The organism is Rhodococcoides navarretei (genome assembly GCF_038069675.1).
Classification (GTDB): Bacteria; Actinomycetota; Actinomycetes; order Mycobacteriales; family Mycobacteriaceae; genus Rhodococcoides; species Rhodococcoides navarretei.
Genome location: NZ_JBBPCN010000001.1, coordinates 1,034,603 through 1,059,470, shown reverse-complemented (window position 1 = coordinate 1,059,470; position 24,868 = coordinate 1,034,603). Strand labels below are relative to the sequence as shown.

The 24,868-nt window shown below is 61.8% G+C and carries 25 protein-coding genes and 4 tRNA genes; 6 read left to right on the top strand and 23 right to left on the bottom strand.

The genetic code is table 11. From position 1 onward, the window contains the following. Positions 1–103 precede the first annotated feature (103 nt). From AABD04_RS05315 to AABD04_RS05285, 7 genes are all read right to left on the bottom strand, one after another. Positions 104–1,168: a BtrH N-terminal domain-containing protein gene (locus AABD04_RS05315; protein WP_027498261.1), complete on the bottom strand. Its 1,065-nt coding sequence runs from the start codon at positions 1,166–1,168 to the stop codon at positions 104–106. 46 nt (positions 1,169–1,214) lie between these two features. After that, positions 1,215–2,051 carry an SDR family oxidoreductase gene (locus AABD04_RS05310; protein WP_068046070.1) on the bottom strand — a complete coding sequence of 279 codons (837 nt, stop codon included), beginning with the start codon at positions 2,049–2,051 and terminating at the stop codon, positions 1,215–1,217. A gap of 389 nt (positions 2,052–2,440) precedes the next feature. Continuing rightward, positions 2,441–3,181 carry a transglutaminase-like domain-containing protein gene (locus AABD04_RS05305; RefSeq protein WP_054186661.1) on the bottom strand — a complete coding sequence of 247 codons (741 nt, stop codon included), beginning with the start codon at positions 3,179–3,181 and terminating at the stop codon, positions 2,441–2,443. 69 nt (positions 3,182–3,250) lie between these two features. Beyond that, positions 3,251–4,459, bottom strand: a complete 1,209-nt coding sequence (locus AABD04_RS05300; protein WP_068046072.1) for an NAD(P)/FAD-dependent oxidoreductase — start codon at positions 4,457–4,459, stop codon at positions 3,251–3,253. Beyond that, positions 4,456–5,844: a cytochrome P450 gene (locus AABD04_RS05295; RefSeq protein WP_027498265.1), complete on the bottom strand. Its 1,389-nt coding sequence runs from the start codon at positions 5,842–5,844 to the stop codon at positions 4,456–4,458. The genes AABD04_RS05300 and AABD04_RS05295 overlap by 4 nt, the downstream gene beginning before the upstream one ends. A gap of 24 nt (positions 5,845–5,868) precedes the next feature. Further along, complete coding sequence (locus tag AABD04_RS05290; RefSeq protein WP_068046075.1) at positions 5,869–6,189, bottom strand: 2Fe-2S iron-sulfur cluster-binding protein; 321 nt, start codon at positions 6,187–6,189, stop codon at positions 5,869–5,871. 225 nt (positions 6,190–6,414) lie between these two features. Beyond that, entirely contained in the window at positions 6,415–8,166 is a 1,752-nt protein-coding gene (locus AABD04_RS05285) for an FAD-dependent oxidoreductase (protein WP_068046078.1), read from the bottom strand. A 429-nt stretch (positions 8,167–8,595) separates the two neighbouring features. Between AABD04_RS05285 and AABD04_RS05280 the strand changes: the two genes are divergently transcribed. After that, the gene (locus AABD04_RS05280) at positions 8,596–9,849 is read left to right on the top strand and encodes a PucR family transcriptional regulator (RefSeq protein ID WP_183130532.1); all 1,254 of its coding nucleotides are present in this window, start codon (positions 8,596–8,598) and stop codon (positions 9,847–9,849) included. A gap of 53 nt (positions 9,850–9,902) precedes the next feature. Here the strand turns inward: AABD04_RS05280 and AABD04_RS05275 are convergent, their stop codons facing one another. Next, positions 9,903–10,307 carry a hypothetical protein gene (locus AABD04_RS05275; protein ID WP_147458399.1) on the bottom strand — a complete coding sequence of 135 codons (405 nt, stop codon included), beginning with the start codon at positions 10,305–10,307 and terminating at the stop codon, positions 9,903–9,905. 654 nt (positions 10,308–10,961) lie between these two features. On the opposite strand from AABD04_RS05275, the gene AABD04_RS05270 reads away from it, so the two are divergent. After that, positions 10,962–11,624 carry a TetR family transcriptional regulator gene (locus AABD04_RS05270; protein ID WP_045840684.1) on the top strand — a complete coding sequence of 221 codons (663 nt, stop codon included), beginning with the start codon at positions 10,962–10,964 and terminating at the stop codon, positions 11,622–11,624. Between the two features lie 199 nt (positions 11,625–11,823). Further along, positions 11,824–12,852: a helix-turn-helix domain-containing protein gene (locus AABD04_RS05265; protein WP_068046087.1), complete on the top strand. Its 1,029-nt coding sequence runs from the start codon at positions 11,824–11,826 to the stop codon at positions 12,850–12,852. A 133-nt stretch (positions 12,853–12,985) separates the two neighbouring features. Here the strand turns inward: AABD04_RS05265 and AABD04_RS05260 are convergent, their stop codons facing one another. The 3 genes from AABD04_RS05260 to AABD04_RS25235 all read right to left on the bottom strand — a co-directional run bounded on the left by AABD04_RS05260 (position 12,986) and on the right by AABD04_RS25235 (position 15,386). Then, positions 12,986–13,630 carry a hypothetical protein gene (locus AABD04_RS05260; protein WP_068046090.1) on the bottom strand — a complete coding sequence of 215 codons (645 nt, stop codon included), beginning with the start codon at positions 13,628–13,630 and terminating at the stop codon, positions 12,986–12,988. Positions 13,631–13,703: 73 nt separating this feature from the next. Further along, entirely contained in the window at positions 13,704–14,612 is a 909-nt protein-coding gene (locus tag AABD04_RS25240) for a Mu transposase C-terminal domain-containing protein (protein ID WP_441346983.1), read from the bottom strand. Positions 14,613–14,801: 189 nt separating this feature from the next. After that, positions 14,802–15,386, bottom strand: coding sequence for a hypothetical protein (locus AABD04_RS25235; protein ID WP_228139278.1), 585 nt, complete (start codon positions 15,384–15,386; stop codon positions 14,802–14,804). A gap of 173 nt (positions 15,387–15,559) precedes the next feature. On the opposite strand from AABD04_RS25235, the gene AABD04_RS05250 reads away from it, so the two are divergent. Further along, positions 15,560–17,506, top strand: coding sequence for a CocE/NonD family hydrolase (locus AABD04_RS05250; protein WP_094665462.1), 1,947 nt, complete (start codon positions 15,560–15,562; stop codon positions 17,504–17,506). A 10-nt stretch (positions 17,507–17,516) separates the two neighbouring features. Further along, complete coding sequence (locus tag AABD04_RS05245; RefSeq protein WP_057475224.1) at positions 17,517–18,428, top strand: alpha/beta fold hydrolase; 912 nt, start codon at positions 17,517–17,519, stop codon at positions 18,426–18,428. A gap of 70 nt (positions 18,429–18,498) precedes the next feature. Here AABD04_RS05245 and rplA read toward each other — a convergent pair whose 3' ends face one another. From rplA to AABD04_RS05190, 11 genes are all read right to left on the bottom strand, one after another. Then, the gene (gene rplA / locus AABD04_RS05240) at positions 18,499–19,218 is read right to left on the bottom strand and encodes a 50S ribosomal protein L1 (RefSeq protein WP_027498276.1); all 720 of its coding nucleotides are present in this window, start codon (positions 19,216–19,218) and stop codon (positions 18,499–18,501) included. 89 nt (positions 19,219–19,307) lie between these two features. Beyond that, positions 19,308–19,742, bottom strand: coding sequence for a 50S ribosomal protein L11 (rplK, locus tag AABD04_RS05235; protein ID WP_008713829.1), 435 nt, complete (start codon positions 19,740–19,742; stop codon positions 19,308–19,310). 64 nt (positions 19,743–19,806) lie between these two features. Then, positions 19,807–20,631 (bottom strand): transcription termination/antitermination protein NusG, encoded by an 825-nt coding sequence (gene nusG / locus AABD04_RS05230; protein ID WP_027498277.1) that lies wholly within the window; start codon positions 20,629–20,631, stop codon positions 19,807–19,809. 60 nt (positions 20,632–20,691) lie between these two features. After that, a complete protein-coding gene (gene secE, locus AABD04_RS05225; RefSeq protein WP_243608469.1) occupies positions 20,692–21,162 on the bottom strand; it encodes a preprotein translocase subunit SecE in 471 nt (156 codons plus the stop codon). A 30-nt stretch (positions 21,163–21,192) separates the two neighbouring features. Further along, positions 21,193–21,265: transfer RNA gene (locus tag AABD04_RS05220), tRNA-Trp, on the bottom strand. 189 nt (positions 21,266–21,454) lie between these two features. After that, positions 21,455–21,880, bottom strand: coding sequence for a (3R)-hydroxyacyl-ACP dehydratase subunit HadB (hadB, locus tag AABD04_RS05215; RefSeq protein ID WP_057475223.1), 426 nt, complete (start codon positions 21,878–21,880; stop codon positions 21,455–21,457). Continuing rightward, entirely contained in the window at positions 21,867–22,379 is a 513-nt protein-coding gene (gene hadA, locus AABD04_RS05210) for a (3R)-hydroxyacyl-ACP dehydratase subunit HadA (RefSeq protein WP_057475222.1), read from the bottom strand. The genes hadB and hadA overlap by 14 nt, the downstream gene beginning before the upstream one ends. A gap of 137 nt (positions 22,380–22,516) precedes the next feature. Then, positions 22,517–22,684: a 50S ribosomal protein L33 gene (gene rpmG, locus AABD04_RS05205; protein ID WP_027498281.1), complete on the bottom strand. Its 168-nt coding sequence runs from the start codon at positions 22,682–22,684 to the stop codon at positions 22,517–22,519. A gap of 81 nt (positions 22,685–22,765) precedes the next feature. Further along, positions 22,766–22,838 (bottom strand) — tRNA-Met (locus AABD04_RS05200). 62 nt (positions 22,839–22,900) lie between these two features. Then, positions 22,901–22,973, bottom strand: a tRNA-Thr gene (locus AABD04_RS05195). A gap of 148 nt (positions 22,974–23,121) precedes the next feature. Then, positions 23,122–23,204 (bottom strand) — tRNA-Tyr (locus AABD04_RS05190). Positions 23,205–23,380: 176 nt separating this feature from the next. Here AABD04_RS05190 and AABD04_RS05185 point away from each other — a divergent pair. Further along, positions 23,381–23,881 carry a YajQ family cyclic di-GMP-binding protein gene (locus tag AABD04_RS05185; protein ID WP_057475221.1) on the top strand — a complete coding sequence of 167 codons (501 nt, stop codon included), beginning with the start codon at positions 23,381–23,383 and terminating at the stop codon, positions 23,879–23,881. 104 nt (positions 23,882–23,985) lie between these two features. Here AABD04_RS05185 and htpX read toward each other — a convergent pair whose 3' ends face one another. After that, complete coding sequence (htpX, locus tag AABD04_RS05180) at positions 23,986–24,855, bottom strand: zinc metalloprotease HtpX (RefSeq protein WP_082520718.1); 870 nt, start codon at positions 24,853–24,855, stop codon at positions 23,986–23,988. Positions 24,856–24,868 lie beyond the last annotated feature (13 nt).

Genomic DNA, 24,868 nt, shown 5'->3' with positions numbered 1-24,868 from the left:
TTCGGTCGTTCGGTGCCTCCGCACTCCTGCGGCGATCCGGCACGAGAGGCTGCAGCACAGTGCGATGCACCGTCTACCGCGCGCCGTCGAACGACGATGGGCATCATCTCGTGATGGCGGACAGCGAGCGTGAAGCAGACTCCAGGGACTCCACCAGGATCAGCTCGAGTGCAGGCAGTTCGGCAGCCGACACGGCCACCGCAGCTGCGCGTGTTCGCACATCGAGACCGCGTTGTGTTCCGGCGCGGGCAGTTTCGGTCCAGGCCTGGGCGCAGTGATCGGCGGCCACCGCGAGGTCTGCGGTAGCGGGATCCCCGGTCAGACGTGCAATCTCGGTACAGCCGTCGGCGAGAAGCCGACGAAAGAGCCCGCCTCCGGTTCCGGCCTTTTCGATGAAGATACCGAGACTGAACAGCAACGTCTCGAGGTCATCGGGCGGAAGGTCGACCCAGCTCTTGACGTCGGTTGCCAGCTGGTCGACCGCGGCCAATCCTTCGGCACCGGCCGCTGGTACGTGGTCGGCTATTCCCGGTGTCGATGGGGCGCGCATGCTGGCGGCGGATCGGGCAAAGGCCGCGGCCGCGGCAGTAGACACGGGCGGCAGTGTCTGCGGCCATGTGATTCGGTACGTGCAGTGACGTGTCGGTTGCGGGAACGAGGTGGAAGATCGCGCCCGAGCGAGCGCGTCGAGCGGGATCTCCTGCACATCGGCCCGATCGTTGTCGACGACCGAGGCAGTCCCCCCGATCTCGTCGTAGCCGATCACCACGATGTCGTGACGACTCATCTGCAGTTTCACCCGTAGGTAGGGCAGCTCAGCGATATCGGCCCAGACCAGACTGGGTCGTCCCGCATCGATGTCGTCGCGAACCCATGACCATCCCTCAGCGGGATCGTCGGTCGTGAGAACCTCGACTTGTCCGCCGAGCCTGCGCGGTAAGTCGATCTCGAAGTCGGCACCGCGGCCGACCAGGTACATCGGTGGGACCAGGTCGTCCGATCGCAGGTAGGACAAACCCAGATCACCACCCAGTGCGAACACCAACCCCTCGTCGGGTGGTCCGTCCCATCCCAGACCATGCCACTGGAGAAGGTCTCGCATTGCACCTGACCCGCAGTGCCCTCCCATCCGGTGGGGATAGTTCTCGATCAGAGTCGTGTGGGTCACTGTGGCTGCCTTTCGGGTGGATGGTCGAGCGCGCGTGTCGGCACGCTCAGCTGTTCCGGATTCTGTCGAGATACGTTCGGCGAGCAGCCATGTCGACGTCCGCGAGGAACACCGAATCTGTGTTCAGGGCCGCACCCAGTCCGGTCGCCAGACGCCGGGGGACGAATTTCACCGCCGCGACCATTGCGCCGGCGAGACGGGTGACGCGGACGAAGGGGCGTGGATTCTCGATCAGATCTGCTGTCGCGCGGGCGATCTCCTCCGGCTCGGCGTTGCGTAATCCCTTTGCGCCGGCGGTTCCGGCGACGAGTTCGGTGTTGGTGAACGTCGGGCGGACTGTGGACAGTCGAACCCCTGACTTGCGGTACTCCAGTCGTGCGGCCTCTGTGAATCCGATGACTGCGAACTTGGTAGCGCAGTAGGTCGCCAAACCAGGTACCGCGAGCTCGCCGGCCAATGACGCAGTGTTGATGATGTGTCCGGTGCGGCGCGGCAGCATGCGCTGAAGAGCCAGTTTGGTCCCGAAGATGACCCCCAGGACATTGATCTCGACTTGCCGCCGGGTTACTGCATCGTCCTCTTCGTGGGCGTGGCCGGTAGGCATGATGCCCGCGTTGTTGATCAGGATGTCGAGGGGTCCGAGTTCACGTTCGACCAGGTCCAGAAACGTTGTGAACGAGTCAGGTTCGGTGACGTCGAGTCGGGTGACGACCTTCACCCCGAGTTCGGCGGCGGCCTCCTTCGCACGTGCCTCGTCGATGTCGCCGATGGCGACCCGGTGGCCTCGTCGAATCAACTCCTTCGCTGTCTGATAGCCGATGCCGCGAGCTCCACCTGTGATCGCCACGGTCCTGGCGGGGGTGTGAGGTGCGTTGTTCATCATGCTGCGCTCCTTGCATAGATAAGAGACATCGGTAGACGCCGTTCGGGCCGCTCTCGCGGTAGCGGCTGCGCACACAGGAGAGGGATATGGGTATCGCGCGGCGTCTCGTGCCCGGGGAGGCGTTCGGATCGGTCGTTCATCGGCCGCAACCCCAGCGGCAGAACGGGTCTCGTCTGTTCGGTGCAACTTCCGGTGCCCGGCCTCAACACGGCCGCGCCGACGAGACAGTCATGTGGCACAGCTCTGCCAGCAGGTGTCGGCTCACCCGATTCGAAGGTGTCCGAGGCGGTCCGAGTGTTCACGATCGCGATTGTTCGCGGAGAGAGCTCCGACCGATCGGCAGTCGGCCGCGATACGGGGTTCGGCGCGTATGTTCTCACCGCTTGTGTTCATCGAGACTCCCGCGGCGAGTTTCGATCCCCGGGAGTTTCGCCCGGCCGGGTGCGGCCGGTGAAAACATCATCGAGTGGGTGAGCGCCCGTGAAGATCGTGGGGCCGTAGGCGTGCCGAAGCACCGTCAAGATCGCGTTCAAGGGTAGGTCATCGAAGACTCCTCGCTCGCGGACATACTCCATGTGCTGAGCTCCGTCTGCGGTGAAGGCATGCATGAGAGCATCGCGATCGCCGTCGAATTCCACTGGCGGCACGCCGAAACGAGCGCACAACTCGACATTGAATGCCGGCGTGGCCTTCAACCACCGGCCCTCGATGTAGAGGCGACTGTAGCCGTGGTAGACGAACAGATCGGTGCCGCCCATCAGCGCGCGCAACGTCTCGGTCTGCAGGTGATTTCGGACGTCGGCGAAACCGAGCAGTGCCGGGATACCCGCCGCCCGGCACACTGCGGTCAACAGCACCGCCTTCGGGACGCAGTAAGCGCGCCCGGTCTCGAGGACGAAGCTCGCTCGATAGTGGGCAGGATCGTCCGACACGGTGTACGGGTCGTACCAGATCCGGTCGCGGACGGCGGCGAAGAGGCGTCTGGCCTTGTCACGGTCGCTGCTCGCATCCCCGATTGCCGCGGCGGTGAACGCCCGCACGGATTCGTGCTCGATGTCGAGGAAGTCCGTTGCTCCCAGATACGCGTGCGGTGGCTGCGTCGTATGTGCCCCGGGCGGGCGGTCTGTCATGGTCATCGCCGATGTTCCCTTCTCTGAGCAAACCGGTTGCTGTTGTGTGCACAACGACCGAAGGATCGGTCAGTTGCGCGCGAGTCCGCCGAGCATCAGGTCTTCGCGTTGGACGGAGAGTCGCTGGGCGATCACCCGTTTGCTGTACATGAACTCGCGCGGGCGACCTATGCAGTCGGCGGCAATGAGCTCACCGGCCTGGAGATAGAAGCAACTGAAATCACTGTCACGGGTGGGATCACCACTGAGAACCACTTCGTCGTATCCAGTGTTGAGGCCGGCGATCTGCAGCTTGAAGTGATACTGATCTGACCAGAACCACGGCAACGCTTCGATTTTTCTGGACTTCCCGCAGGCGGTCGAGGCAGCGACTTTGGCCTGCTCTCCTGCGCTCGAGACGGACTCCAACCGTAGTCGACGGCCGTAACGGGCCATGTCGTGGCTCGCGCAGTCCCCCGCCGCCATGATGTCGGGGTCGTTGGTCCGAGTGTGATCGTCGATCACGATGCCGTTGTCGATGACAAGACCCGCGTCGGCGGCGAGGTCGGTGTTCGGCTCGACGCCGACACCGACGATGACCAGATCTGCGAGGATCGATTCCCCGCTGGCCAAACTGACTTCACGAACCTCACGGTCACCGGACAGGCCTTCGACCATCGCGTTCGTTCTGATGTCGACTCCCTGCTCGCGATGTATCCGCTCGAAGAACGTCGAAACCTCGGGAGCAGTGACCCGCTCGAGCACACGCCCAGTTGCCTCGAGAACTGTGACCTGCACGCCCAGTGCGCGCAGCGATGCCGCTGTCTCGAGTCCGATGTAGCCGCCTCCGACGATCACCACCCGCCGGCCAGGGCCGGTGGCCATACGGATCCTCTCGACGTCCGCTGCGGTACGTAGGTAGTAGACCCCGTGGAGATCGGCCCCGGGAACGGTGAGCCGACGAGGGCGGGCTCCCGTGCACAGCGCGAGCTTGTCGTAAGCCAGCTTCTCCCCGGTGTCGAGAACGACGTTGCCTTCCGACCGAACGATGGCCTCCACCTGCGCGTTCAGGAGCTGAATACCTTGCTTGGAGTAGAAGTCCGTGCTGCGAATGGCGATATCGTCGAGTACGCATTTGCCCGCCAGGTATGCCTTCGACAGCGGGGGGCGTTGATAGGGAGTGGCAGACTCGTTACCGATGAGGACGATCTCGCCTGTCCAACCTTCTTGGCGCAAACTAGCTGCCAGTTGTGCCCCAGCATGGCTTGCGCCGACGATGATCGCCCGTTGCGATGTCATGCGCTGGAAGTAGGCGTCAGGCGCACCATCATCTTGCTGATGCCCCGCACGAAATTCGACTGAACATACTCGGGGTCGCCGACGACCTCGATGTTCTCGAAGCGGGGAAGCAACTCCTCCCACAGAATCCGCAGCTGCATTTCGGCCAGCCGATTGCCCATACACCGGTGTACACCGAATCCGAACGCGATGTGATTGCGCGCATTGGCACGATCGATGATGAAATCATCAGGATTCTCGAAAACGCGTTCGTCGCGGTTACCCGAGGCATACCACATCACCAATTTGTCACCCTTGCGGATGAATTGTCCGTTCAGAACGGTGTCGGCTTTGGCAATTCGGCGCATGTACGCCAAGGGTGTTTGCCATCGGATGATTTCCGAGTTCATGTTGGGGATCAAATCGGGATTGGCCTTCAATTTCTCGAACTGGTCGGGGAATTGGTTCAACGCAAGAACGCCACCGCTCATCGAGTTACGCGTCGTGTCGTTCCCACCGACGATCAGCAGGACGAGGTTGCCCAGAAATTCCATCGGACGATCGATCAGATCCTTGGTGTCCTCGTTGCTCTGCAACATGGTGATCAGATCGAAACCGGACTCTTCCCCTGCAGACCTCCTGGCTGCTTTGTCATGCCAGAGAGCGCTGAGGCCACGGGCCATGTCACGCATGCCCTCGAACACCTCGTCGTTGTCCGAGGGCCCACCGTTGGCTTGCTCCATCGAGGTTGCCAAATCGGACCAGTAGACGAGTTTGCGGCGTTGTTCGTAGGGGAAATCCAGAAGAGTTGCGAGCATCCGAGCTGTCAACTCGATCGAGACATTCTGCACCCAGTCGAACGGCTCGTTCAAGGGGAGGTCGTCCAATACCTCCCGTACCCGCGATCGGATCAGTCCCTCCATCTCCCGGAGGTTCTTCGGTGCGACAACCCCCTGGACGGCAGCGCGCTGCTTGTCGTGGCGTGGCGGGTCCATCGCGATGAACATCTCGATATCGAGAAACCGGGGCGGGACGCCGATGACGATGAACGGTTCGGCCGAGAACACAGCGTGGTTCTTGTCGACGGCCACGATATCGGCATGGCGCGTGACCGACCAGAACGGGCCGAACGGACTGTTGGGTTGGTAATGAACCGGTGCCTCGTTCCGCACGCGCTCGAAGTACGACTGCCACCGCCCTTGTCTGTAGAGAAAGGGGTTACTGAGGTCGATGTCGGCGAGCTCGACATCCTCGACCGGTGGGATGGGACTTTCGACGAAGATCTTCTTGCCATTCGTGCCAGTCACCCACCGTCGGGTCTTGTCGTACAGATGAGCGCCCTGGATCTGCAGCCCTATAGGGATGGTCGACTGGACCTTGTCGGTGATCGACTCAGAAACTTTCATGCTGTCGTGCCTGCCTTTCACACATCACAATTGGAATTCAGGTGTTCGAACGATCAGGCCATCCCACGCTTTTGAGGCCACCATCTGGCACGACAACCGAGACGTGGGTTCACGCTCGGGGTTCATAGCCAGCATCTCCTCCTCGTTGGCACCGGACAGACCCACCTCTCCTGACCACTGCGGGTCGACGATCACATGGCAGGTGCCACAGGCCGTTTCGCCCCCACAGTCTCCATCGATCCCCGGCACAGCATTGTCGGTTGCAATCTGCATCAACGATCGACCTTCGACCAAGCCCGCCTCGTGCTTCCCACCATCGTGGGCGACGAAAGTTACAACTGCCATGTCAACTCCTCAATTTTCTTCGCGATTGATAACAGTGTCGCCGCAAACGTGAATGGCGGCCATGTTCCGTAGAGTCAAAAACTTGTGAATTCGGGTCAGACGGTTCGCCCCAGAGATCCGACCTGAGTCCACTCCAGATGTGGAGTGCGACAACTCTGCGCTCCGCACGAAGGCATCGAGCGGCTGGGCTCCTGTTTCGAAATGCGCGCTCACCAAGTACTTCTTTCACCGCGAAGCCGTCTCACCGGCGACCAGATGGCCATTTCGGATCTCGACGATAGGCAATCTCAGCCCACCCGGAGCGTCCACCGGAACAACGGGCGAGTTGGGGGCGATGGGATCGAGCCGCTGATACGGAAGCCCCTGTGCCGGACGAAGATCGAGCTCGCCCTTGTTCGGCCACAATGCGGCGGACCGCTCGGCCTGCGCGCTGATGGTCAGCGACGGATTGACCCCGAGGTTCGCCGACACAGCCGCCCCGTCCACCACGCTCAGCGTCGGGTATCCGTGGACGCGGTGGTACGGATCGATGACGCCGTGCGCCGAATCCGAGGCAATGGCGCACCCCCCGAGGAAGTGCGCGGTGAGCGGGATGTTGAACAGCTCTCCCCAGGTGCCTCCAGCGACGCCGCCGATCTTCTTGGCGATGCGCCGGGTGGCGTCGTTGCCCTCGGGGATCCACGTCGGATTCGGCTCGCCGTGGCCCTGCCTGCTGGAAATCTTGCGGCCGAACGGCCCACGCTTGGTGAATGTGGTGATCGAGTTGTCGAGGTTCTGCATCACCAGCGCGATGATGGTGCGCTCGCTCCAGTGCCGGACATTGACGACGCGAACGAACTGAACCGGGTGTGCGATCAACGCGAACACGAACTTGAGCCAACGCGGGATCTTTCCGCCGCCGTCGGTCATCAGGGTCTGCAGCATTCCCATCGCGTTCGAGCCCTTGCCGTAGCGGCACGGTTCGATGTGCGTGTTGGGGCTGGGGTGGAACGAGGACGTGATGGCCACTCCGCGCGTGAGGTCCATGTTCGGATCGACCGCAAGCTTGGCCGCTCCGACGATCGACTCGGAGTTGGTGCGAGTCAGTTCGCCGAGTGTGTCCGACAGCTTGGGCAGCGCGCCCGTGTCTTTCATCTTGTGCAGCAAATTCTGGGTGCCCCAGGTGCCCGCGGCCAACACGACATTGGCTGCGCTGTACGTCTTCTTGCCCTTGCGGAGCCGAGCGCCGGTGCGCTCGGTGTCGACGTCCCAGGTGCCGTCGGATCGCGGAACGAGACCGGTCACGGTCGTCATCGGCACGATCTCGGCTCCCGCGCGCTCGGCCAGGCCGAGGTAGTTCTTCAGCAGGGTGTTCTTGGCTCCGTGGCGGCAACCGGTCATGCACTCACCGCATTCGATGCATCCGGTGCGCTCGGGACCTGCACCGCCGAAGTACGGGTCCGGGACGGTCTTGCCGGGCTCGTCTCCGAAGAACACTCCCACCGGCGTCTGAATGAAGGTGTCGGCGACGCCCATGTCCTCGGCCACCGACTTCATGACCTCGTCGGCCGGGGTCATGTGTGGGTTGCGCACCACGCCCAGCATGCGGGTGGCCTGGTCGTAGAACGGAGAGAGCTCACTGCTCCAGTCGGTGATGTGCGCCCACTGCTTGTCCTCGAAGAACGGTGCCTGCGGCTTGTAGAGAGTATTGGCGTAATTCAGGGATCCACCGCCCACTCCGGCACCGGCGAGGATGAGGCAATCGCGCAGCAGGTGCACACGCTGGATTCCGTACAGACCCAGCTTCGGTGCCCACAGGAAACGCTTGAGATCCCAGCTGTTCTTCGCGAAGTCCTTGTCCTCGAAGCGTTGCCCGGCCTCGAGGATCCCGACGCGGTACCCCTTCTCCACCAGCCGCAGCGCGGTGACACTTCCGCCGAAGCCCGAACCGACGATCAAGACGTCGTAATCGATTGAACTGCTCGGTGGCGTCGCCATGGCGTCTCCTTCTGGTTCTTCAAACCGGATAACTGCTCCTCGCCCCAGGGGCCGGGACCCAGCGCGAGAGTGCGCCCCCTCGACGGTGAGACCAAAGCCGACCGCCTGCCTACCCGGGCACACTACTATACAGACGATGACTTTTTGTCCAATTAATTGACAGATGCAGCCTGCGTGTACAGATACTAGTGGTGCAGCTCATTAACCACAAGCCGCTGACGCTTCCGTCACCGGCGAGCCGAACCGAAAGGAGCCGGTGCGTCAGAAGCCAGCAAGGAGGGCTCTGACGAGAAGCCGAGGTGCACAGGCGGCGGGGCAAGCCCCGAGATCGACAAGGTAGATCCGCAGCGATCGTCACCGAAATGGCGCGCCGCTCCAGAATTGAACTACCAGGATAGGTATGACACTAAAATGATATCGACTCATTTGATGGAAACACTTGTGGACGAGATGGAGGACAGAAAGGCAGAGTTGACGGAGAATATCTCTTCATTCATAAGTGCATCAATCCATGAAATGAACGGCAATGCAGACGCAACCGGACTTCTACACACCAGCGTGAAAGCCAACATCAATGCGGCTATCGACTTCCTGGCCGACAGGACTGAGCACGACAACTTGCGAGCTCCGCATGCCGCCCTGTGCCATGCTCGCGTTCTCGCACACACGCATGTCCCGCTGACGGCGCTCGCGCGCGCTTATCACCTGGGCCAATCGAGATTTCTTGAGCATGTCCTGTTCTCGCTCTCGCGTGCTACGCACACGTTGGCCGCGAATCAACTTGCGCATCTGGTCAGCAGGTCTGCCGTCTTCATAGACCGCGTGTGTCAGGACGCATGTTCAGAATACGAAGCGGAGAAATCGAAGATACGTGAAGAAAATAGTTCTGTAAACACGGAACTCGAACGCGCAATGTCGACATCATGCACAGATTCTTTGGGCGCATACAAAATCGATTCATATTACAATCTCACAGGAAACCATATTGCCATTGAGTTTTGGACGAATGACCGGGAACCATTCCCGAGAAAGTCCTGGCACCAGCTCGTAGATACCGTTGGCGTCAGACTCGGTACGATCGGTCGACCGCAAGTCAACAGTAAAGGCGATGCCCGATCCCTGGTTTGGTTTCCGATAATTCACGCCGGAAGGATTTGCCTTGAAAGCGTTACAGACGTTCTTCAGAAGTACGGCCGAATTCGAGCAGCAATTGGAACCGTGCAGAGTGGTGAAAATGGTTTTCGGAAGACAGCCAGGCAGGCAGAGCGCGCGGCCCGCGTAGTTTCGGACGGCAAGGTCGACATCAGTCCGGTGGTAACTTTCGAGGAAGTTGCAGCCATCACTCTTCTGCTCGAAGATCCGGAAATCCTAAGGGATCTAGCGGAAGACTCACTCGGAGGCTTGCTTCTGGACAGTGCGCGGAACCGCAGGCTCCGCGAGACCTTACGAGTCTACCTAGCAAACAACTGTAGCGTTACCGCGACCGCTCACGATATGACGATCCATCGAAACACGGTCAAATACCGCATCCGACAAGCAGCGAAAGAGTGCGGTTGCAAGCTGGACGATGCCGGCATCCTCATGAACCTCAGGATTGCGCTGGATGCCGCGTGGTGGACACCCAGCACAGTACTCAAGTTACCCATACCGCTCGGCTCAGCAGACGCACGGTTGACGGTTTGAGCAGGGTGGCTGCGACCCGGCTCAAACCTTCCAGGTTTCCAGCGTCACGTTCGTCAGACTCCATTGCCATGCTGATTCACGATTGTTGCTATCAGAATATCGAATGCCGCATTCGGTGAAAGCGACTTGATTCGGTCATTCATATCCATTTCTTTGCCCTCGATTCCTTCACCTGTCGCAATGTTCGCCGCATTTGATTCGACAGATCCTTCGGACGTCTCCAAGATTCGACCGGCCCACACTCCGACTGGCGAAGGATCAGTAGCAAGATACTGCTCGCAGTCGGTCAGTATATGACATTTCATGCAAGAGTCTGCTGCAGTTTTATGACGCGCAGCTCGCTGAGCAACCGTCTCGTAGGGTGGATCGGATTCGTAGTCCCACAGTTCGGGCTCCCCCTGGCAGGGTGTGACCAGCACCCGACCACGAACTGCGAGACGGTCCAATGCTCGATTCAAGGTTGATTCCTTTAAGTACGGGAGCGAACTCGATACGACCTAGTTGTACGATAGCTATTCCTCATGTGTCAAAGAGGGAAGGATGATTTGTGCATAAAGAACAAGGACTCCTTGCGACTTTGGCCAACTTGGACATATCACAGAACGGTGCCGATCCAGTACGATCGACACCACGACGACGGCCCCTTCAGGCCTCCATGGCTGCAGTGGAAATCGAGGTATCGTGCTGGATTTTGCATTCTTCACATTGACACCGCTCCTACTGTTCATGTTGGCACCCTCGTGGAATCCGTTGACCTACCACGGTGCGCGAGTCGGATCGAACGCCGAAATATTCGCGACGTGAAAATCAGCCAGATGTAGGTCGAGCTACGCAGACGAGGGGTGTGCGTAGCCGACCTCTGCAATGGAGAGCTTTTCTGACGCCACACGCCGGCAGTTGTGCCGAATTGCATGCTCTGCGTTCGCTGCACGCCGCTCGGGAAACCTACCGAAAGAACAGATGAGTTCTTCGTAGGTGTTCGGCTCACCGCTGCGCCTGGTTCGTTCGCCCGCAGATAACGCCAATGGTCGCATCGCTGGCAGCATCGACGCGCTGGCGACAGCGACATCATCTCCCACCACCAATGTCCGAACGCGCCTAGACTTCTATTCATGAGTTCCGTCCACACTGCGCGCCCTGATGGTGGCTACCGGACAGCGGCAAGCACTCTCCTTCGTGCGACCGCGTTAGACGCATTGAGCGCTCTCCTGCTGCGGCAGAGCTGGAAGTCCGTGACCATGTCCGAGGTCGCGAAGGAAGCCGGTTTGTCTCGACAGACCATCTATAACGAGTTCGGGTCCCGGCGCGGTGTGGCGGAGAGCTACGCGATACGACTGACCGATCAGCTGGTCAGTGTGGTGGACGATGGCCTCTACACTTGCGTTGGTGATATCAGATTGGCGCTCGGCCGAGGCTTGGCTGCGTTTTTCGCCGTCTCCGAACGTGACCCATTGGTCAGATCGCTACGAGAAGAAGACGCATCCGCAGACCTCCTGCGGCTCATTACTGTTCACAGCACCCAGCTTGTCGAGCGAGCCGCAGATCACCTCTCTGCCACATTTCAGCGATGCTGGGTGCAAGCCCCGAAACGCCAAGCCGATATCCTGAGCACGTCCATCGTTCAGATGGCCTTGGCGTATGTCTCACGGCCCCCGACTGACGCAGCCCAGACCGCCACCGATATCGCAGACCTACTCGCTCCGTACATCGAGGGGTTCCAAGATTTTCAAGCCAATCCAGAGTTGAGCAAGACGACTCGATTCGGTCGACCGTAGCGACAGCGGTGTAGCGCCGCTAGCGTCGGTGTCACGCAATATTCCCATTCTCAAGACAAACGAACTTCCGGACAAGAATCCGTCCAGCTTGCCACCACCTCAGTTCCTGGCGTGATCGACGAAAGTGTCGTCGCAAACGTGGGTGACGGCTATGTTCGGTGGAGTCATAAACTTGTGAATTCGGGTCAAAGGAATCACCGTGAAGCTGAGCGACGAGGGCGTGCCACCGCTTGCGTTCGTGCAACTGCTCGAACGCCGCGCACTCGACCCTGACGCCGCCGCGCGCCTTCGTGCAATCATGCACCGCGAAGGAACCAGTGAAGCGACGCTCATTCAGCATGACGTCCAGGCACCGATACGGTGGTTTCGGGAGGTCTATCCCGAACTCGATATCGCCCACGCCACTCGACTCGGACTTGCGTTTGCCGAGCAGGCCCAGTTGACATCGTTCGGGCCCCTGAGTTCACCTTTGATCAGCGCTGGTTCGGTCGCCGAGATCGTCGATCTCCTGACATACCTGCCATTGATCTCCACGGCGTTGAAATCGCAGTTCCACACTGGCGACTACGGTCTGATCGTCGGGCTCACTGCGCACACAGGCGATTCCGCACTGGACTGCTTGGTCATCACCTACGGCGGGTCGGCGTTATTACGACTGCTGGACATGCTCGCCGGTGACATATCGCCGGTGACACTCCATCTGAGCTGGCCGGAGCCGACCGAGGTGAGCCACGACAAAGGTCCGGGGGCGAATCGCCGGTTCTTCGACGCTCCGATTTCCTTCGTCCACGTACCCGAGGACACACTAAACAAGGCTTGTCGGTTCTCGGACCCTCTCGCATATCGACTCGCTATCACTGATCTGCAGCGGACACTCGCCCAGCGGAGTGGGTCCATGTCATCCGCCGAGAAGGTGAGGCAACTGTTGGAAAAGGACCTCGGACAGCGAACCAACCATGATGTTGCACAAGCATTGTCGATGTCGAGCAGCACGTTGAAACGGCGGCTTGCCGAAGAAGGAACCACCTACAGCAAGGTCCGCCACACGCTGCTGTACGAACGCGCGATGCTACGGCTCCTCGATCGCTCGGTTTCGGTCAGCGAGATCGCTTCCGAACTCGGATACAGCGACCTCGCCAACTTCTCTCATGCCTTCAAACGCTGGACCGGGCGCTCTCCGAAAGATTTCCGAAACCCACGACTCTCGGACGACCCGGATTCGACGTAGACCACAGACGGGGTCAGATCGATGCCTCGTTCGTTCGCGGCCTGGTCGATCTTCATCTCGGAGATGTCGGAGACGTCACCGCCTCCCTGCCGTGAGAAGAAGAGTGTGTGCAAACCCGAGTACCAACCACTTGTCACTCGACGGTGTCGGCCGGCACGCGTGCGGTCTCCGATTCGAGAAAGTCGACGAGAGCTTCCAACAGGCTGTCCGCGCGGGTTTCGACATCGGCGAGGACGGAGTCCACTTCGTCGAGAAGACCGTGGGCGTGTCTACGCGCAAGCGTTCCGCGTTCGTAGTAGCCGGGGTCGAGTAGGACCCGCGGTACTGGATCCGGTGCCGCGATCTGCTCCGGATGTTGTGACCGCGCAGTGGGCTGCAGGTGGGTGGGTGCCCGTCCGTCCAGGTGCATTCGCACGATGCCCGCTACCGCACGGGCGGTCAGCGGGGTCGCAGCCAACGGGGTGTGGCCCCACCGGTCGATAGGAGTCGACAGCGGCTGTCGATCGGCCGGATCGAAATACCGGTCGTATCCGCCGAGCCCGGTACCGTCCACGGCATCGAGAGCGTCGGCGAGCATTCGGGTGCTCGCATACCGGGTCTGATGGCCGAGCACCTCACACCAGCGCTGGAACACCGTGCGCGGAGAAATGCCCGTCCCCGCCAGCGCGAGGGAGGTGAGGGTACGAACGCCGCGGCCTGTCTCGACGCGAAAGGCGTCGAGACCCGCATCGGCGGTGACATCGCATGCCCGCAGGGCCGCGATCTGCGTGTACGGCATCCGCAGGTGCCCCAAATCCTCAATGGACGACTCGGCGGGTTCTTCGCCACTTCCTGTCTATGCGGTCATCGCCTCACCATTCCTCGATGTCGCTGAAGACCGGCGTGGCGGTGCCGCCGTCCGCTCGAGGCTCCACCGGCGGGTGGATCGCCGGGATCGGTGCACACGCGGCGGCACCGGTGAGATGCATGCGGCGGGCACGGTTGCGCCGGGCTTTGCGGGTGGCTTTCTGCGAGCGGTCGGTGACCTCGCGCATCTGCTCGATCATCGAAAACAGAGCGCTCTCATCGACGTTCGACCGACCTTGTTCGCGGAGACGGGCGATAGCAGCTCGGTGCTCCCACAGTGTCACCGCGGGATGTGACATCGTCCGGTACGGCACCTCGACATAGCCGGCACCGTCTGGTTCGAGGACCCAGATTCTGCTCAAATCGCGTGGGTCACGTCGTATCACGAACCGCCCCAAATCCTCTCGCCGCGCAACCCACGGTTTGAGCGCGTTCGAGAAGTAGTGCACGTGATCGAGAACGAAGCCCGTCCGCGTCAGACGTCGCCGGATGACGGGAAGAAAGTCCACCAAGAACGCGGTTTCGCCGAGCACCACACGAGGGGCATGACCAACTGCGGCGACCCCACCGGCCCACACGGCGGCCGGAGTGTTCCCGATCCCTGCGTGAACGCTCGCGTGATACGAGGCTATAGCCAGGACCAGCCAACGCTCCAACTCACGCAATGTCAACGCCGCGTGCTTGTCCGAGTCGTAACTTCCTCGGTCCGCTGGGTTCGAGAAGGTGGTCCCAGGCAGCTCGTGCACCGCCGTCATCGCCGTTCCGATGATGCGTTCGACGATCCCGCCGTAGTGCGGTCGGCCCGGAGGACGGTACTCGAGGGTGATGGCGTGCTGGGCGCATCCGCGGCGCAGCGCTTCGCTTTTGAACTCGGAGGCGTTGTCGAGATACAACTGCTTCGGCTTCCCCGCCATCGGCCACTGCACCTGCTCAGCCAGCTCGCATGCCTCCAGCCACGTCTGCTTCCCGCAGCACACGCGGCCCAGGCACAACCCGACCGATATCGACGACGGCGGCTCCAGAGTGACGACGAACCCGAGTACGGAACGGCTGAAGACATCAACGGCGATCGTCAGGTAGGGGCGGCCGATCGGTTACCGCTCTTACTCGTCAACGACCATCAGATCGACGACGGTGTGGTCGATCTGGACCTGATCGAGAATCCCCGAAACCGTCGGTGGAACGTCGCCGGCGGACTGACGTGGGCGGGCGGCATCGGGTCCTCCGCCTGACCTGGCCACCGATGCCGGAGGGAGCGCGGCGATACGCGCAGTGACGGTATTTCTGGCCGGCACCGGCAAACCCGCGCGATGACACGCCAGTGCTATACGTCGGTGCAGCGCAGCGACACTCAGCTTCTGGCGGTGAAGAAAATAGCGGGTGAGATGATCGCCGATCACTTCCTCGACCTCAGCCGCTACTCGGCTGCGGCCACGCCCTCCCGACGAGACCTTCGTCAGAAGATCGGTGACTGTCCCCGTCCCGTTCCTGAGCCTGCCGACCAACGTGTAGACCTGCCGCCTGGACAATCCCAACCGTTGCGCGGCATCGTCGACCGCTTCCGAACGCACCGAATGCATCTCCAGCAAGGGAGCCAGGACAGCGAAACGGGCCTCGGCCTGGGACCACCGCTCCCCCGACGCTGTCAGCACACCGGTCTCCACGACGTCGAGCTTGTCGGGGTCCACCACAAGCCTCCCTGTCACCGAGAGCCGAACGTGCGACCGTGCACCGCACTTCTGACATCAGAATGTCAGAAGACACGTGCACTCACCCTCGAAACGCCTGCAAAGAGTGCAGCCGTCTTCTGAAGTTGACACCTCGGGACAAACAGGGTCGTTCGACGGTCTAGTCGACGTTCATGACTGCCGTGCAGCCCCACCCCCTACTGCAACCCGTACGCGACCCCAGCGGCGGCGACGCGGCAGCGGCGTGGGCGGCGATCGTGCGCGAGGAACCGCGGTATCCGCGAGTGTCGGTATCGGCGAACGTTCGTATCCCGATGAGCGACGGCACAGCGCTGCGCGCGTACGTCGTCCGCCCCGCCGACGCATCGGGTAAGGCGGTGACGGGGAGTTTTCCCACCGTCCTGAATCTGACGCCGTACAACAAGCTGCTGATCAAGAGCATCGACACGATCCTCGAGACCCCTGTTCTCGGTCGTGCGATCAGAGCCTTCTCGTCCGCGTTCGACCTCACCGGAACCCGTTTCGACGGCATCACCGAGATCACCCGAGTGGTTGCAGGCGGGGCGGCGGACCTGCTGTCGGTCAACCGGCACCTCGTCCGCAGCGGGTACGTTCAGATGATCGTCGATGTCCGCGGCACCGGCAGTTCCTCGGGCACCTGGGACGTGCTGGGCACCCGCGAACAACTCGATTCCCTCGAGGTGATCGACTGGGCCCGACGCCAGTACTGGTGCAACGGCAGGGTGGGAATGGCCGGCATCTCGTACTCGGCGATCAATGCGCTGCAGGCCGCAGCCAAGCAACCCGCCGGGCTCGACGCGATCTTCGCCGTCGAGGGCTCGGTGGACATCGTCCGCGAGATCTTCGCAACCGGAGGGGCCACCTCGGCGTTCATCCCGCTGTGGCTCACCGCCGTCAACGCATTGAAGTGGGCACCGGCCATCGGCGGCATCGACACGTTCACCTGGCTCCGCGATCGCACCCTGTCCCCCGCCACCAACCTGTTCGATCTGGCCAAAGGCTTTGTCACAGGACGAGATTCACGAATCTACGACGACGAGTACTACGACACCATCGACGCCGCCATCGAGGACATCGCGGTGCCGACATTCTTGTACGGCTGCTGGCACGACATCTTCGGCGGCTCCGCCCCCGACATCTACAACCGGCTGTCCCTCGAACGCGGATCGAAGCAGTTGCTCGTCGGTGACGGGTACCACGGCAACCCCGGAATCGGGTTCGGCGAACCGGGCTTTCCACCGCGTCTCGATATGCTCGAGCGAGCCTGGTTCGACAAGTGGCTACGCGACATCGACAACGGAATCGAGAACTACGGCCCCGTCACGTTGCGTCAACAGGGCGGCAATTGGACTGCGCACGGCCGCTTTCCGGCTCCGCGGGCGCAACCACGCAGGCTGTACCTGTCGGCGACGCCCTCAGGAACGGCAGCCCACGCCGTAGCCGACGGCAGCCTCACGACCGAACCGGCCACGTCCCGCGACATCCTGACGGTGCGGCCCTCGTTGCGGGCCGTCGTCTCGCGTGACACCACCCAGGTACTCGCCGGCGTGACGGCAGTGTTGGGGGGCGGATTCACCTACGACAACCGGTTCGCCGAAGGTGCCGCAGTCACCTTCACCACCGGTCCGGCCGAGTCGGACGCCGTTCTGTCCGGTCCGATGAATCTGCATCTTCGAGTGGTCTGCCACGCACGGGAAGCGTTGTGGGCCATCATGATCTGCGACGTCGCTCCCGACGGGACCTCGACGGTGCTCAGCAACGGCGCTCTTCTGGCCTCGCGTCGAGCCGTGGACGACGAACGTTCCTTGTTCGCGCCGAACGGCGACTACACCCGGCCCTACCACCCGCTCACCGAAGCGGCGCTGCTTCCGGTACCCATCGGCGAACCCATCGTTCTCGATATCGACATTCTCACCACCGAGGCCGTCATCGCCACTGGCCACCGACTCCGGGTCGACGTATTCGCCACCGACACACCACGGTTCATCCCGATCTTGCCGGACCTACTGCGCACTCGACTACGCAAACAGGACATCAGCATCGACCCGGAAAGCCCGAGCTACCTGGTGGTGCCCATACTCGGTGAGCCGGGCTGGTAGGAACGACATCATGAGAATCGAACAAGGCATCGCGCCGGCGAACTCCGTCGAGATCGCGTACGAGGACATGGGTTCGGTCGATGACCCTGCGGTCCTGCTGATCATGGGCCTGTCCGCGCAATTGACGTTGTGGCCCATGGATTTCTGTACCCGCCTCGTCGATGCGGGATACCGAGTGATCCGCATCGACAACCGCGACATCGGACTGTCCACGAAGATGACCGGGCAAAAGGTGCGGGGATCCCAGATCCTCCGAATGATCCGACACGAGCTCGGGATGTCTTCCGACGTGCCCTACACGATCGTCGACATGGCCGCCGACGCCGTAGGAGTACTCGATCACCTCGGCATCGATACCGTGCACGTCGTCGGTGCATCGATGGGAGGCATGATCACTCAGGTCTTCGCCGGTAGTTACCCCGAACGAACCGAATCGGTGGGCATTCTCTTCTCGAGCACCAACGAGCCGTTCCTGCCTCCGCCGGACCCACGCGCCCTGCTGCCCCTGCTCGGTGGCGTCGGGAAGGACGCCACGAAAGAGGAAATCATCGCGCATTCGGCAAAGACGTTGTCCACCATCGGCTCTCCCGGCTTCCGCACTCCGCTCGAGGAACAACTGGAGATCGCGCAGGTGATGTACGAGCGGAACTACAACCCCTCGGGCGTCGTGCGGCAGATGGCTGCGATCACCGGCACCGGCAGCCTGCGGCCGTACGCGAAGAAGATCACCGCGCCGACGACCGTCATTCACGGGACCGCCGACAGACTGGTCCGACCGTCGTGCGGCAAGGCCATCGCCCGCGCCGTTCCCGGTGCCGAGCTGACGCTGATAGACGGCATGGCCCACGACCTACCCGCCGCGTTGCTCGACCGCATCAGCGGCATCGTCCTGGCCAACTTCGCTCGCGCGAACGCGGCCTAGATCCTCGGCAAGACCCTACGACGAAGGCCGGCCTCCCTGGGGAGACCGGCCTTCGTTCGCAGATACGAAATTACGCGTTCGCGTCGTCCTCGAGGAGGTTGCGCGTGCGGTTCGGATCGACCTGGACGCCGGGTCCGGTGGTGGTCGAGACGGTGACCTTCTTGACGTAACGACCCTTGGCCGACGACGGCTTCGCACGCAGGATCTCGTCCAGCGCTGCGCCGTAGTTCTCCACCAGCTTGGTCTCGTCGAACGAGGCCTTACCGATGACGAAGTGCAGGTTGGCCTGCTTGTCGACGCGGAAGTTGATCTTGCCGCCCTTGATGTCGTTGACGGCCTTGGTCACATCGTTGGTGACCGTGCCCGTCTTCGGGTTCGGCATCAGGCCACGCGGTCCGAGGACACGGGCAATGCGGCCGACCTTGGCCATCTGATCGGGGGTGGCGATCGCGGCGTCGAAGTCCAGGAAACCGCCCTGGATGCGCTCGATCAGATCTTCTGCTCCGACGACGTCGGCTCCTGCTGCCTCGGCCTCTGCAGCCTTCTCACCAGCGGCGAAAACAATAACCCGAGCGGTCTTGCCGGTGCCGTGGGGAAGGTTGACGGTGCCGCGCACCATCTGATCCGCCTTGCGGGGATCGACGCCGAGTCGCACTGCAACCTCGACGGTGGGGTCGAACTTGCTCGACGCGGTCTCCTTGGCCAACTTGGCGGCTTCGAGAGGAGAGTAGAGATTGTCCTGGTCGATCTTTGCGGCCTGCTCGAGGTAGGCCTTGCTGCGCTTTGCCATGTCTTGCTGTCCTTCGTTCGAGTTCAGTGTGGTTGACGAGCCTGGCCGGCTCTCCCACGTGTACTTCGGTTACTGCAGAGAGCTGGTAATCAGCCTTCGACCGTGATGCCCATCGAGCGAGCAGTGCCGGCGATGATCTTCGCGGCCTGATCGATGTCGTTGGCGTTGAGGTCTTCCTGCTTGGTCTTGGCGATCTCGCGCACCTGATCCATGGTCACCTTGGCGACCTTGGTCTTGTGCGGCTCGCCGGAGCCCTTTGCCACGCCTGCAGCCTTGAGCAGCAGCTTGGCAGCGGGAGGAGTCTTGAGCTTGAAGTCGAACGTGCGGTCTTCGTAGACCGAGATCTCGACCGGTACGACGTTGCCGCGCTGCGACTCGGTCGCGGCGTTGTACGCCTTGCAGAACTCCATGATGTTGACGCCGTGCTGGCCCAATGCGGGGCCGACGGGCGGTGCCGGGTTGGCGGCACCGGCCTGGATCTGAAGCTTGATGATCCCGGCTAGCTTCTTCTTCTTCGGGGGCATTTCTTTTTCCTTGTATTCGCTCGGGTTTCTTGCGGTTGCTACTGCAAGTCTGTGCGCGCGGCTTCTAGATCTTGGAGACCTGGGTGAAGCCGAGCTCGACCGGGGTTTCACGGCCGAAGATCGATACCAACACCTTGAGCTTCTGCTGCTCTGCGTTGACCTCGCTGATGCTGGCGGGGAGAGTCGCGAACGGGCCGTCCATGACGGTGACCGACTCGCCGACCTCGAAGTCGACCTCGATGGTCGGCTTCGACGTGGTGTCGCCGCTCTGGTCGCTTGCGCCTGCGGTCGCTTTCGCGTCCTTCTTGGCACCTTCCTGCGGCATGAGGAACTTGACGACTTCGTTGATGGTCAACGGTGACGGACGCGACGTCGCACCGACGAATCCGGTGACGCCGGGGGTGTTGCGCACCGCGCCCCAGGACTCGTCGTTGAGTTCCATGCGGACCAGGATGTAGCCGGGCAGAACCTTGCGGTTGACCTGCTTGCGCTGGCCGTTCTTGATCTCGGTGACCTCTTCGGTGGGAACTTCCACCTGGAAGATGTAGTCGCCGACGTCGAGGTTCTGCACACGGGTCTCGAGGTTGGCCTTGACCTTGTTCTCGTATCCGGCGTACGAGTGGATGACGTACCAGTCGCCGGGAGCGCGACGCAGAGCCGCCTTCATCTCGGCGACGGGATCCTCGGGCTCTGCCGTGACGTCGGCGTCAGCGGCCTCGTCGCCTTCGGCGGCAACGTCGTCCCCGGCGGCAGCGGCCACGTCGGCCTTGATTGCTTCGTCGGTCTCGCGGTCCTGAGCGGCCTGCTCCGCTTCGAGGCCCTGCTTGGTCGCCTCGACATCGGCGTCGAATGCGGCCACTTCGGTGGCGTCGTTGTGCGGCGTGCTCACGTCAGCACCCTTTCTCTAGTTTCCTGCTCGGTTCGATCGTCGAAAAGTCGGCCGTCTCGGTCAGCCGAACAGCCAGCCGACGCCCTTGATGAACAACACGTCGAGACCGCTGATGTACGCGACCATGAACGTCAGGAAGACGAGCACGACGGTGGTGTAGGTGACCATCTGCTTCTTGTTCGGCCAGATGACCTTGCGCAGTTCGGCAACAACCTCGCGGAAGAACTGCAGCAGCCGCAGAAAAACGTTGGGCCGCTTGTCTGCCTTGGCCTTGCCCGAACGTCCCTTGCCGGACGTGGCTTTCGTGGACGCGCTCGCAGTCTTCGTCATCGACACCGAGGCAGCACCGGTGCTGCGTGACCTGCTCGACGATCGCTTACCAGTGGGTACGACAGCCTCCGCAGAAGATCCACCGGCAGACGTATCAGCATCGGAGAGACGGCCCTCGGAGCCAGGTACGACGTCGTCTGGGGCCGAAGAGTCCTCGAACTCCCCCGATCGACCGTCGCGCTTACCGCGCTCCTCGCTCACGTCGTTCCTCTCAGTTGCTGACACCTTGGGCAGGGGCGACAGGACTTGAACCTGCAACCTACGGTTTTGGAGACCGTTGCTCTACCAATTGAGCTACGCCCCTTCGGCCGAAACTTCTCAGCCGCTCTGGTGTCCATCCGACTCACACGCACGAACCCACGTAACCTCGGGAAGAGGACGCGGGCAGCGCAGAGCGCCGGATTACCCCAGAAATCTCAGTGTACTGCACACTCTTCGGAACAGATAAATCCCGTCGTCCCGGCCACGAACTGCTTCTGCCGGATCGACATGCTCAGGCCAAACGTACCGTTGCGGTAGCTCGCCCGAAAATCTTCTTGCCCTCGAACTTCGCCACGATGGCAATCACGGCAGTTCGCTCCTCGGCGTCCATCGTCTTGATCTTGCCGGTGAACTCGACCTGCGCCGCCGAATCCGCCGGGACGAACACCGAGCTGGTGAAGCGCACGTTGTACTCGGTGACCGCACCCGGATCGCCGAGCCATGACGTGACGAAACCGGCACCGAGGCCCATCGTCAGCATGCCGTGCGCGATCACGTTGTCCAATCCGGCCAGCGCGACAACCTCGTCACTCCAGTGGATCGGGTTGGGATCGCCGGACACACCTGCGTAGTTCACCAGGTCGCCGCGGGTCAAGGACACGACTCGCTCGGGCAGCTCCTCGCCGACGGACACGTCGTCGAAACTACGAAGCGCCATGCCTGATCACTTCCTTGACCGCATGGGCGATGTTCTCGTCGATCTCCCCGCCGGTCCGCGCCACGATGGTCGTCCACGTGGTCTGTACGAGATCACCGTTCTGGTCGGTGATGATGTTCTTCGTGGTCATGATGTCGCTGCCGCTCATCTGCCGGAAGGACTCGAGGTACACGTCGCAGAAGATTCGATCGCCGACCTGAATCGGGCGATGGAATTCCAGTCGTTGGTCGGTCTGCAGAATCTGGCTCGGGTCGTAACCGGTGATGACCTCTTGCAGCATCCGGGTCTGCGCACTGATTCCGAGCAGGGAAATGAAGGTCAAGGGCGCGAGGAGACCGTCGTAACCGAGGCCCTTCGCTGCGTCCTCGTCGTGATGCGCGGGATGAAAATCCTGGACGGCACGCGCGTATTCACGAACCTTCTCGCGGCCGACCTCGTAGAAGTCGTCGACGCGGAAATGAGAACCGACCATGGACGCCGCGTGTGCGGATGCATCCATGGTCGGGACATCGTGTGGAGCTTGTGACACGGAAAACCTTTTCTACCCTGGACGCAAGAGCCGTTAGGGGGAGAAAATGTGACCTAACGCCGGGCGCCGACTAGAGATCGGAACTGCGAACCAGCGAGCCGTGCAATCTAGCGAGATTCGCGGTGAGCCCGGTGCGTTCCGCAGTTGGAGCAGAACTTCTTCAGCTCGATGCGGTCGGGGTCGTTCCGACGGTTCTTCTTGGTGATGTAGTTGCGGTGCTTGCAAACCTCGCAGGCCAAGGTGATCTTGGGCCGCACATCGGTGGAGGAGGCCACTGGACGCCTACTTTCGGGTAAATCTGATCTGGGTCAATCAGGACTGTTCATGGGTGCTACTGGTCGTGCTTGCCTACTGTGTAGCGGTGACCGGACTTGAACCGGCGACGCAACGATTATGAGTCGTTTGCTCTACCAACTGAGCTACACCGCCTCAGGTGCTCATCGTCTACCATCCCACGTGAGGAACTCGACGTCGAGCAATCCAATCCAGCGAGCCCCCTAACGGAATCGAACCGTTGACCTTTTCCTTACCATGGAAACGCTCTACCGACTGAGCTAAGGGGGCGGGATCAGCACTCGCATGCCGTGCGCTGAAGCCTCCAAGAGGTTACACATTCCGAGCGCCCAGTACCAAATTACGTGGTCAGCGGCCCATGCATGTCCTCTTCACATGGAAACCCCAGCGAGAGAAACACTCGCCGGGGTTCCAGGTGTGGCAGATGTAGGATTCGAACCTACGTAGGCATAAGCCGACGGATTTACAGTCCGCTCCCATTGGCCGCTCGGGCAATCTGCCGTGCTGCGATCGAAGCTCGTACTGCTCTTCGGCGCGGTGAGAAGAATACAACGAACGTCCCCCCGGAACGCAAACCGGGTGGATACGGTCGGTAGCGGGCCGATAAAGTCCCTGCAGGATGTGGTCCGACACCATCGCCACATCAAATATTTCGATTCGACTGGAGAGTGTGAGAAGTGGCTGATTCGTCCTTCGACGTAGTGAGCAAAGTCGACCGCCAGGAAGTGGACAACGCTCTGGGACAGGCCGCGAAGGAGCTGGCGACCCGCTTCGACTTCCGCGGATCCGACACCAGCATCGAATGGTCCGGTAGCGGCGAGGCGGAGACCATCGTCATCACGTCCGAATCCGAGGAGAAGGTCAAAGCGGCCCTGGACGTGTTCAAGGAAAAGCTGATCCGCCGCGACGTCTCGCTCAAGGCGTTCGAGACCAACGATCCTGCCGCGTCGGGCAAGGTCTACAAGGTCACCGGCAAGCTCGTCCAGGGCATCAGCACCGAGAACGCCAAGAAGATCTCGAAGAAGATCCGCGACGACGGCCCCAAGGGCGTCAAAGCGCAGATCCAGGGCGACGAGCTGCGCGTGAGCAGCAAGAAGCGCGACGACCTCCAGGCGATCCAACAGTTGCTCAAGAGCGAGGACTTCGGAATCGCCTTGCAGTTCGTCAACTACCGATAGAGCGGCTCCTCACCTGGGTCGTTCCGCAGGCTCCACTCCTGCGCCGCACGTGAGTACAACTTCGTAGCAGGGGTCGAAGTTTCGTTCACGTGCGGCGCAGCCGCTCAATACGGCCGGTGGCCGGCCATCCGTTCGAGTCGCTCGATGCGGTCGGCCATCGGCGGGTGGGTGGCGAAGAGCGCACCCGCCTTGTCGCCGAGCCGGAACGGATTGGCGATCATCAGATGTGACTCTGCCGCCAGCCGCGGCTCCGGTGGCAGCGGTGCCAGCTGCACTCCCTGCTCGAGCTTGCGGAGCGCCGAGGCCAGCGCCAACGGATCGCCGGTCAGCTCGGCCCCGGACTGGTCGGCTTGGTACTCACGCGAGCGGGAGACCGCGAGGCGAACCAGGCTGGCCGCAATGGGTCCCAGCATCGACACCAGCAGCAGCGCGAGCGGGTTCGGTCCCCCGTTGCCGCGTCCGCCGAAGACATTGGCGAAGAACGCCAGGTTGGCCAGACCCGAGATGACCGACGCCATCGCACCCGCAACCGACGAGATCAGGATGTCGCGGTTGTAGACGTGCGACAGCTCGTGGCCGAGCACCGCGCGCAGTTCCCGCTCGTCGAGGATTCGCAGAATGCCCTCGGTGCAGCACACGGCTGCGTTGCGTGGGTTTCGCCCGGTGGCGAAAGCGTTGGGATTGTTGGTGGGGCTCACGTACAGCGCGGGCATCGGCTGATGAGCGGCCGTAGCCAACTCGCGCACGATGCGATACATCGCCGGCTGCTCGAGCTCGGTCACCGGCACCGCATGCATCGACCGCAAGGCCATCTTCGCGCTGTTGAAATACGCGTAGCCGTTCACGCCCACGGCCAAGACGACGGACCCGATCAGAATCATCGAATTGCCGAACAACGAGCCGATGAAAACGATGAGTGCGGACATCCCGACCAGCAGGCCGAAAGTCTTCGCGCCGTTCGCGTAACTGTTCACTGTTACTGGTGCC

Bases quoted from the DNA above. Each gene is read 5' to 3' on its own strand.
- AABD04_RS05290 (WP_068046075.1), bottom strand. From the start codon at position 6,189: ATGGCAGTTGTAACTTTCGTCGCCCACGATGGTGGGAAGCACGAGGCG.
- hadA (WP_057475222.1), bottom strand. From the start codon at position 22,379: ATGGATGCATCCGCACACGCGGCGTCCATGGTCGGTTCTCATTTCCGC.
- AABD04_RS05300 (WP_068046072.1), bottom strand. From the start codon at position 4,459: ATGACATCGCAACGGGCGATCATCGTCGGCGCAAGCCATGCTGGGGCA.
- AABD04_RS05270 (WP_045840684.1), top strand. From the start codon at position 10,962: ATGAGTTCCGTCCACACTGCGCGCCCTGATGGTGGCTACCGGACAGCG.
- rplA (WP_027498276.1), bottom strand. From the start codon at position 19,218: ATGGCAAAGCGCAGCAAGGCCTACCTCGAGCAGGCCGCAAAGATCGAC.
- AABD04_RS25240 (WP_441346983.1), bottom strand. From the start codon at position 14,612: ATGGCGGGGAAGCCGAAGCAGTTGTATCTCGACAACGCCTCCGAGTTC.
- AABD04_RS05245 (WP_057475224.1), top strand. From the start codon at position 17,517: ATGAGAATCGAACAAGGCATCGCGCCGGCGAACTCCGTCGAGATCGCG.
- AABD04_RS05305 (WP_054186661.1), bottom strand. From the start codon at position 3,181: ATGACAGACCGCCCGCCCGGGGCACATACGACGCAGCCACCGCACGCG.
- rplK (WP_008713829.1), bottom strand. From the start codon at position 19,742: ATGCCCCCGAAGAAGAAGAAGCTAGCCGGGATCATCAAGCTTCAGATC.
- AABD04_RS05295 (WP_027498265.1), bottom strand. From the start codon at position 5,844: ATGAAAGTTTCTGAGTCGATCACCGACAAGGTCCAGTCGACCATCCCT.
- AABD04_RS05250 (WP_094665462.1), top strand. From the start codon at position 15,560: ATGACTGCCGTGCAGCCCCACCCCCTACTGCAACCCGTACGCGACCCC.
- AABD04_RS05260 (WP_068046090.1), bottom strand. From the start codon at position 13,630: ATGCCGTACACGCAGATCGCGGCCCTGCGGGCATGCGATGTCACCGCC.
- AABD04_RS05310 (WP_068046070.1), bottom strand. From the start codon at position 2,051: ATGATGAACAACGCACCTCACACCCCCGCCAGGACCGTGGCGATCACA.
- AABD04_RS05285 (WP_068046078.1), bottom strand. From the start codon at position 8,166: ATGGCGACGCCACCGAGCAGTTCAATCGATTACGACGTCTTGATCGTC.
- AABD04_RS05280 (WP_183130532.1), top strand. From the start codon at position 8,596: ATGGAAACACTTGTGGACGAGATGGAGGACAGAAAGGCAGAGTTGACG.
- hadB (WP_057475223.1), bottom strand. From the start codon at position 21,880: ATGGCGCTTCGTAGTTTCGACGACGTGTCCGTCGGCGAGGAGCTGCCC.